We start from the raw sequence: 7654 nt of genomic DNA, 5'->3' as shown, positions 1-7654 counted from the left end.
ACATGAATTTCCAGAACTGGGGCCGTGTCAGTTTTTTGCGGAATTGTTCCTTCCCCGACAGCAATGCCCCGTGAACCTGGAAAATACTCTTCGCCAGATCTACACCAATCATTGTATCCTTCATTTTGCCGTCCTCTCCGTTAGATGGTCTACAGACCACCATCTTGGCACATTGCGATGCCGTCAGGGGAGGGCGGCAACCACCCCATCTTCAGTACCTGGAACAGCACATCGCTGATCCTACCGGCGCCAGCCGGTAGTGGTTCAGTATTTTTGCCAAGAAGAAGCAGCGGGAGCAGGCGGGCGGTTGATGACGGTTGCGTGAAACCTGTGCCGCAGTGTTGACGCCCGTGGCGGCGCGCGGTAATCGATGGGCCGTGGCGATTTGTTACCGGATTGCGGGCCACGTTAAATAAACCGCTAAAAGGTCAGGATGAAAGCCCCCTTTCGCTTGACCGCGTCGGGGCTTTTTTTGTGGGCGATTACGCCCGGAGGACGAACATGAGCGAGACTTGGAAACGTCGCACCAGAATGGTGCACAGCGGCACTCGTCGCAGCCAGTATAACGAGGTCAGCGAGTCGATTTTTCTAACGCAGGGCTTTGTCTATGACACCGCAGAGGCCGCCGAGGAGCGGTTTATCAAGGCAGGCCGCGACGAGTTCATCTATGCCCGCTACGGCAATCCGACCGTGGCGATGTTCGAAGACCGGATCGCGGCGCTTGAGGGCACCGAGGATGCCTTTGCCACCGCCAGCGGCATGGCGGCGGTCAGTGGCGCGCTGACCTCTTGCTTGCGCGCGGGCGACCATGTCGTGTCGGCGCGGGCGTTGTTTGGGTCCTGTCTTTACGTGCTCGAAGAGGTTCTGACGCGGTTCGGAGTCGAGGTGACATTCGTCGATGGCACCGATCTTGCGCAATGGCAGGCGGCGATTCGCCCCGCCACCAAGGCGGTCTTTTTCGAATCGATTGCCAATCCGACGCTTGAGGTGATCGACGTGGCCGCGGTGGCCAAGATTGCCCATGCCGTCGGGGCGCTGGTGATCGTGGACAATGTCTTTGCCACGCCGGTCTTTTCCAACGCGGTTGAGCAGGGCGTCGATGTGATTGTCTATTCCGCGACCAAGCATATCGACGGGCAGGGGCGTGCCCTTGGCGGGGTTGTGCTTGGCACACGCGACTTTATTCGCGGCACGCTTGAGCCCTATATGAAGCATACCGGCGGTTCGATGTCGCCCTTCACGGCCTGGATCATGCTCAAGGGGTTGGAAACCATTGATCTTCGGGTGCGCGCCCAAGCCGATACGGCCCTGGCGATTGCCGAGGCCCTGCAAGGGCACGACGCCTTGGCGCGGGCGATCTATCCGGGCCATCCGAGCCATGCCCAGCATGATCTTGTCCAGCGTGAAATGGGCAAGGGCGGCACTGTGCTTGCGCTTGACCTCAAGGGCGGGCAAGAGGCGGCATTTCGCTTTTTGAATGCGCTTGAGATCGTGGTGATTTCCAACAACCTGGGCGATGCCAAGTCGATTGCCACCCATCCCGCCACCACCACGCATCAACGTCTTCCGGCCGCGCAAAAGGCGAGCCTTGGCATCACGCCGGGCCTTGTGCGCTTGAGTGTGGGGCTTGAAGATTGCGACGATCTGATTGCCGATATCACCCGCGCGCTGGATGGCGCCGGTTAGGCGCGAGCCGCCTTGGGCCGCATGATCCGGGGCGTGTTTGATCCATTTTGCCGCTTTTGCCGTATATCATTACGAAATTGGCAATTTGTTGCAAGCCGCCTTATGTCATAAGTCTGGCAGCACGTAAAAGGAACCTGGTGATGAATGTGCACCCGCCCAAGATGAATAGCGCGCCGGACCGGGATGACGCGAAACAGGCGCTTGCCTTGTTGCGTGCCTGGGCCCACACGGCCACGCCCGAAGAGGTGGCCGATCTTGAGCCGTCGATCGCGCGGCTTTTACCGACGGGGGAGATGTCGAACTATCCGGCGCTGACGCGTCATTATCCAGAGGATTTCACCGTTGATGCGGCCTATCGCACGACGCTGCCCGATCTTCAGAACGGGCCAAGCTCGCTTATTCGTGGCAGCAAGCAGCATCTTCAGCATGTGGGGATTTCCAATTTCCGCCTGCCGATCGGGTTTCATACCCGTGACAACGGCGACCTGACGCTTGAAACCGCCGTGACCGGCACCGTCAGCCTAGAGGCCGACCGCAAGGGCATCAATATGTCCCGGATCATGCGCAGTTTTTACAAGCATGCCGAAAAAACCTTTAGTTTCGAGGTGATGGAAGCCGCGCTGAACGATTACATCACCGATCTCGACAGTCTCGATGCGCGCCTGCAAATGCGGCTGTCTTACCCGGCGCGGGTGCGTTCCTTGCGCTCGGGGCTGGACGGATTTCAGTATTACGATATCGCGCTTGAGTTGGTGGAGACCGGCGGTGCGCGGCGCAAGTTCATGCATCTCGATTACGTCTATTCCTCGACCTGCCCCTGTTCGCTTGAGCTGTCTGAACATGCACGTTCGGCGCGCGGTCAATTGGCGACGCCGCATTCGCAGCGCTCGGTTGCGCGGATTTCGGTCGAGGTGATGCCGGGCGATTGCCTGTGGTTCGAGGATTTGATCGAGCTGGCACGCCGCGCGGTGCCGACCGAGACCCAAGTCATGGTCAAGCGCGAGGATGAACAGGCCTTTGCCGAATTGAACGCCGCCAATCCGATCTTTGTCGAGGATGCCGCGCGCCTGTTCTGCGAGCAATTGCTGGCCGAGCCGCGGATTGGCGATTTCCGTGTGGTCGCGAGCCATCAGGAAAGCCTGCATAGTCATGACGCGGTCAGCGTTTTGACAGAGGGCGAGGCCTTTGCCTCTGACAGCATTGACCCCAAGTTGTTTCACACGCTGATTCATGGGCGCTAGGGCAGGGTGACCTGCCCATTTGCCCGCCATTGCGTGTAAAATTTCAGCAGTTTCCCGCGTATCGTGCGTGAATGGAATTGACGTTAAGCCAATTCAGTGACACCGACGGCATGCCTTGCGTTACGCTCGTGTCACTAGACGCGGGTTACGCGCTTTTGAACTGGCTCAAAAGGATACTGATATGCTTGCTCCCGACTATCCGCTTAAACTTTCCGCTGCCGGGCTCCGTTTTGCCGGCTACATGATCGAAAGCAATCTGCGCGTGGCGCAGGTCATTGGACAGGCCACCTTGCAGGCCGGACCGTTCGGAGGTCAGTTGAAGGCAAAAGCCGCGACGCCGACCCGCGCGCCGCGTGCGGCCACTGCCAAGGCGACGGTTGTCAAGGCAGCGGTTGCCGAGACGGTTGCCGAGCCCGTCGCCAAGCCGGTGACCCCATCCGCGGCCAAGCCCGCCATAGCGGCAAAGCCGCTGGCCGAAGCACCGGCACCTGTAGCGGTAAAGACGCTGGCCGAAGCACCGGCGCCTGTAGCGGTAAAGACGCTGGCTGAAGCACCGGCACCTGTGAAAAAAGAGACCTCGGTTGCGCAGGCACCGGTCGCCAAAGCCACGGTTACGGCCCCGGCGAAAGTCGAAGCGCCCAGAGCGGCCCCGGTGGCACAACCCGTTCCGGCGCAAAGCCCGCTTAAGGCAGAGGTCAAAGCCGCGCCTGTCGCACCGACCGCTAAAGCCAGCGAGCCGACCTCGGTTTCGGCCAAGGCCCACCGCAAACCGTCCATGCCGCCTGCCATGCCCGTGCGTGGCAAGAAAAGCAAAAGAAAATAATGACTTGCAGGCCGGGATGCATCTGGTGCAACCCGGCCATTCCGAATTGACGGTGGTAACGTCAATGGCACTGACCTACCTTGTGAGCAGGGAGGAAACCTGAACACCAAAGCAAGTGAGGTTTCCAATGGCGAACATTACAACGAATATCCCGGCATCGCCCCTGCGCGACGGCTGGAAAAAATTCACAGCGGGTTTGATGCGCGGCCTTGAGCGTCACAGCCAGGTCACATCGCGCCGCAACCGGATCGAAGCGCTGGAAGCGAAATCCGATGCAGAGCTGACGCGCATGGGCATCCGGCGCGAAGACATCGCCTATCACGTTTTCAAAGACCTGTTTTACGCCTGAGCCCCGCGAGGTTGTGCAGACAGTCAGAGTACCCCGGTGGGCCGATCCCGCCGGGGTTTCTTTATGCTGCATTGCGGCAACACTTTGCGTGTTGGTTCACTTCCCGCAAGAAATCACGGTAAGCCCGCCCTATATCAGCCTCAGGGAGGAGCCCGTCTTTTGATCCGACGAAAGGGGTTCCAAATGGCCGACCAAGACCTTTACACTCGATTTCCATCCGCTCCGTGGCGGCGCGACCTGGATCTGTTTCTGGCCGAACATGCGGCCGGGATGAATGCCTATCTTATCAGCCGCAAACGCCTTGCCAGCCTGGCCGAGATGTACGAGCTGAGCGATAGCGAGCTGGCCGCGATGGGGCTTGTGCGCAAGGAAATCCCGGCCTTTGTGTTCGAGGATATCCTCTCGGGCTAGGACCGCGCGCGAAACCCGCGCATCGCGCTTGACAGCACCGCGCCCAAAGCCCAACTCTGCGCGTCATGTTTGATATGCGTCCCGTGGGATATCTTGTTGGCCTGATGGTCATGGCCATGGGGCTTACCATGGCGTTGCCGCTCTTGGTGGATATCGCCGAGGGGCGCGAGCATTGGCCGGTGTTTGCCGAAAGCCTTATCATCACCTGCCTGATTGGCGGGCTTGTGGCGCTTGCTTGCAAAAACTCGATCGATGAGGGGCTTACCATTCAGCAATCGTTTTTGCTGACCACGCTGGTCTGGGCGATGCTGCCGCTCTTTGGCGCGATCCCGTTCATGCTTGGCGAGACCAGGCTTGGCTTTGTCGATGCCTATTTCGAATCGATGTCCGGGCTGACCACAACCGGAACAACGGTTCTTGAGGGGCTTGATGATCTGCCCAAGGGCATCCTGCTGTGGCGGGGCATCCTGCAATGGCTGGGCGGGCTTGGGATCGTGATCGTGGCGCTTGTGTTTTTGCCGGTGATGCGCGTCGGCGGCATGCAGTTTTTCCGCTCGGAGGGGTTTGACACCTTCGGCAAGGCCCTGCCGCGCACACTTGATATCTCGAAAGGGGTGCTCAACGTCTATCTTGGCCTGACGGCGATCTGCACCCTGTTTTACCTTGCGCTCGGCATGGATGCCTTCGAGGCGACGGTGCATTCATTGACGACCGTGTCGACGGGCGGTTTCTCGACGTCGGACGCGTCCTTCGCCTCTTTCCCCGGTGCGCCGCAATATGTGGCGGTGGTTTTCATGATCCTCGCCAGCCTGCCCTTCGTGCGCATGATGCAGGGGGTGCAGGGCAATATCCGCCCGCTGTTGCACGACACGCAGGTGCGCACCTATCTGCGCTGGATCGGCTATGCGGTGATCCTTGTGGTGGGCTATGACCTTGTCGAGCTTGGCGAGCTTAGCGAAGCGCGGTTTCGCGAGCGGCTGTTCAACGTCGTGTCGATCTTTTCGGGCACCGGCTATGGCGATGGCGATCTGATGGGATGGGGGCACATGCCCTTTGTGGTGCTGATCATCGTGGGGGCGATTGGCGGCTGTACCGGGTCGACCGGCTGTTCGATCAAGATTTTCCGCTATCAGCTTATGCTGAACGCACTTGCTCAGCAGACCCGGCGAATTTTCAACCCGTCCAGCGTGATGATCCTGCGCCACGAGGGGCGCCGGGTCGAGGATGAGGTTCTGCAATCGGTGATGCTTTTGTTCACCTTCTACATCCTGTCGCTCGGGTTTTTCAGCGTGGCGCTGGAGCTGACCGGGCTGACGGTTCTTGAATCGGTGACCGCGGCCTGGACCTCGATTTTCAATATCGGCCCGGTGTTTGGCGAAAACGTCGCCGCAAGCGGGGCGCTGCATGGCTTTCCGGATGAGGCCAAGGCGCTGATGATCCTTGCGATGCTGATGGGGCGGCTTGAAATCGTCGCGGTCGTGGTATTGCTTTTACCCGCCTTCTGGCGGCCCTGACCCTGATATTGGAGGCTTCAAATGGCTGATCAAACCGGCACATTTCGCGCGCAGACCCCGCTTGGGGCGCAGATCAGCCATATGCTCAAGGCGCGCGGGGTCGAGACCATCTTTGGCATTCCCGGCGTGCATAATCAGGAAATGTATCGCGGCATTGAAGAGGCGGGCATCACCCATGTTCTGGCGCGCCACGAACAGGGGGCGGGCTTTATGGCCGATGGCTATGCCCGCGCCAGTGGCACGCCGGGGGTGGCCTATGTGATCACCGGGCCGGGGCTGTGCAATATCATGACGCCGATGGGACAGGCCTATTCGGATTCTGTGCCGGTTCTGGTGCTGTCGTCCTGTCTTGACGATGTGGCGGCCAAGACCGGGCAATTGCACCAGATGCTGGATCAATGCGGCGCGGCGGCCTGTGTCTGCGACTGGAGCCATGAGGCCCGCGATGCGCAGAGCGCCTATCACCTTGTTGACCGGGCCCTGGCCGAGTTCGCCAGCACGCGCGCCCGCCCCAAGCACATCCAGGTGCCGATTTCCGCGCTCGAAGGTGTTGCGGGCGCCGCGCCTGATGCCCGCCCGCTGGCGGTGGCGCCTGCGATTGCCGATGCCTTGGTCGATCGCGTGGCCGAGGCGCTGAACGGCGCGCAAAAGCCGCTTGTCATCCTTGGCGGCGGCGCGGTGCGCGCGACTGATGCCTGGCGGCAAGTGGTGGCGCGGCTTGGCGCGGCGACATTCACCACCTATGCCGGGCGCGGCATCATGGGCGCCGAGGCGCCGCTTGATTTTGGCACCTACCTTGCGCGCCCCGACAGTGCATCCGTGATCGCCGAGGCCGACCTTGTGCTGGCCGTGGGCACGGAATTGTCGGAAAATGACCTCTGGCGCGATGATCTTGGGCACACGGCGCCGCTGATCCGGGTGGATATCGACCCGGCACAGCTTGTCGGTGCCCGCAATTGCGATACCGCGGTTCTGGCCGATGCCGGGGCTTTGGGCGATGCTCTTTTGACGCGCGATTTGCGCCGCACCAATGGCTGGCGCGCGCGCGATGTGTCGGCGGCGCGGGCGCGGTGGCGCGCCGAGAGCGATGCCGAACGCCCCGGCGTGGCCCCGCTCTGCGAGGTGCTGCGCGCCGTTTTGCCCGAAGATACGATGATCTATTCGGACATGACCCAATTCGCCTATGTCGCCAACGAGGTCTGGCCGATGGCGCATCCGGGCCATTGGCATCACCCGTCCGGCTTTGGCACGCTTGGCTATGCCCTGCCCGCCGCAATTGGCGGGGCGGTGGCACGGCGCGGCAAGCCGACCATTGCCATCGCGGGGGATTACGGGTTTCAGTATACCGTGCAGGAGCTTGGCACGGCGGTCGAGCTTGGCTTGCCTCTGCCGATCCTGCTCTGGGACAATGGCAAGTTGAAAGAAATCGAGGACAGCATGGTGCGCGCCCAGATCGCGCCCAATGCGGTGATCGCCCATAACCCCGATTTCTGCGCGCTTGCACGTGCCTATGGCGCCTATGCAGAGGCGCCGCAAACCCACCTGGCGTTACAGGATGCGGTGCGGGCGGCGCTTGTTGCGGACCGCCCGACGCTTATCCATATGACCTCGGCACTGGGGATCGGTTAAG

Annotated in this window: 7 protein-coding genes, 1 pseudogene and 1 riboswitch; of the genes and pseudogenes, 7 read left to right on the top strand and 1 reads right to left on the bottom strand. The window is 60.9% G+C overall.

Annotated elements, in window-relative coordinates; translation table 11 throughout:
• Positions 1 to 124 (bottom strand): annotated as a pseudogene (locus tag ROG8370_RS21400) (IS110 family RNA-guided transposase); the annotation flags it as partial.
• A gap of 243 nt (positions 125 to 367) precedes the next feature.
• A riboswitch (SAM riboswitch) is annotated at positions 368 to 444 on the top strand.
• Between the two features lie 57 nt (positions 445 to 501).
• Here ROG8370_RS21400 and metZ point away from each other — a divergent pair.
• The 7 genes from metZ to ROG8370_RS08770 all read left to right on the top strand — a co-directional run bounded on the left by metZ (position 502) and on the right by ROG8370_RS08770 (position 7653).
• On the top strand, positions 502 to 1686 hold the full coding sequence (gene metZ, locus ROG8370_RS08800; RefSeq protein WP_085826711.1) for an O-succinylhomoserine sulfhydrylase: 1185 nt from the start codon (positions 502 to 504) through the stop codon (positions 1684 to 1686).
• Positions 1687 to 1826: 140 nt separating this feature from the next.
• Positions 1827 to 2927 (top strand): GTP cyclohydrolase FolE2, encoded by a 1101-nt coding sequence (gene folE2, locus ROG8370_RS08795; RefSeq protein WP_085826710.1) that lies wholly within the window; start codon positions 1827 to 1829, stop codon positions 2925 to 2927.
• 181 nt (positions 2928 to 3108) lie between these two features.
• On the top strand, positions 3109 to 3750 hold the full coding sequence (locus ROG8370_RS08790) for a hypothetical protein (protein WP_085826709.1): 642 nt from the start codon (positions 3109 to 3111) through the stop codon (positions 3748 to 3750).
• Between the two features lie 127 nt (positions 3751 to 3877).
• Complete coding sequence (locus ROG8370_RS08785; protein ID WP_085826708.1) at positions 3878 to 4099, top strand: hypothetical protein; 222 nt, start codon at positions 3878 to 3880, stop codon at positions 4097 to 4099.
• 183 nt (positions 4100 to 4282) lie between these two features.
• A complete protein-coding gene (locus ROG8370_RS08780) occupies positions 4283 to 4510 on the top strand; it encodes a hypothetical protein (protein WP_085826707.1) in 228 nt (75 codons plus the stop codon).
• Positions 4511 to 4575: 65 nt separating this feature from the next.
• Entirely contained in the window at positions 4576 to 6024 is a 1449-nt protein-coding gene (locus ROG8370_RS08775) for a TrkH family potassium uptake protein (protein WP_085826706.1), read from the top strand.
• 21 nt (positions 6025 to 6045) lie between these two features.
• Positions 6046 to 7653: a 5-guanidino-2-oxopentanoate decarboxylase gene (locus ROG8370_RS08770; protein ID WP_085826705.1), complete on the top strand. Its 1608-nt coding sequence runs from the start codon at positions 6046 to 6048 to the stop codon at positions 7651 to 7653.
• Position 7654 lies beyond the last annotated feature (1 nt).

The sequence above is a fragment of the Roseovarius gaetbuli genome (assembly GCF_900172365.1).
In the GTDB taxonomy this organism is placed as follows: Bacteria; Pseudomonadota; Alphaproteobacteria; order Rhodobacterales; family Rhodobacteraceae; genus Roseovarius; species Roseovarius gaetbuli.
Note: the sequence above shows the minus strand (reverse complement) of the source record. Positions and strands in the feature narration are given on the sequence as shown.

Bases quoted from the DNA above. Each gene is read 5' to 3' on its own strand.
- ROG8370_RS08780 (WP_085826707.1), top strand. From the start codon at position 4,283: ATGGCCGACCAAGACCTTTACACTCGATTTCCATCCGCTCCGTGGCGG.
- ROG8370_RS08785 (WP_085826708.1), top strand. From the start codon at position 3,878: ATGGCGAACATTACAACGAATATCCCGGCATCGCCCCTGCGCGACGGC.
- metZ (WP_085826711.1), top strand. From the start codon at position 502: ATGAGCGAGACTTGGAAACGTCGCACCAGAATGGTGCACAGCGGCACT.
- ROG8370_RS08775 (WP_085826706.1), top strand. From the start codon at position 4,576: ATGTTTGATATGCGTCCCGTGGGATATCTTGTTGGCCTGATGGTCATG.
- folE2 (WP_085826710.1), top strand. From the start codon at position 1,827: ATGAATGTGCACCCGCCCAAGATGAATAGCGCGCCGGACCGGGATGAC.
- ROG8370_RS08790 (WP_085826709.1), top strand. From the start codon at position 3,109: ATGCTTGCTCCCGACTATCCGCTTAAACTTTCCGCTGCCGGGCTCCGT.
- ROG8370_RS08770 (WP_085826705.1), top strand. From the start codon at position 6,046: ATGGCTGATCAAACCGGCACATTTCGCGCGCAGACCCCGCTTGGGGCG.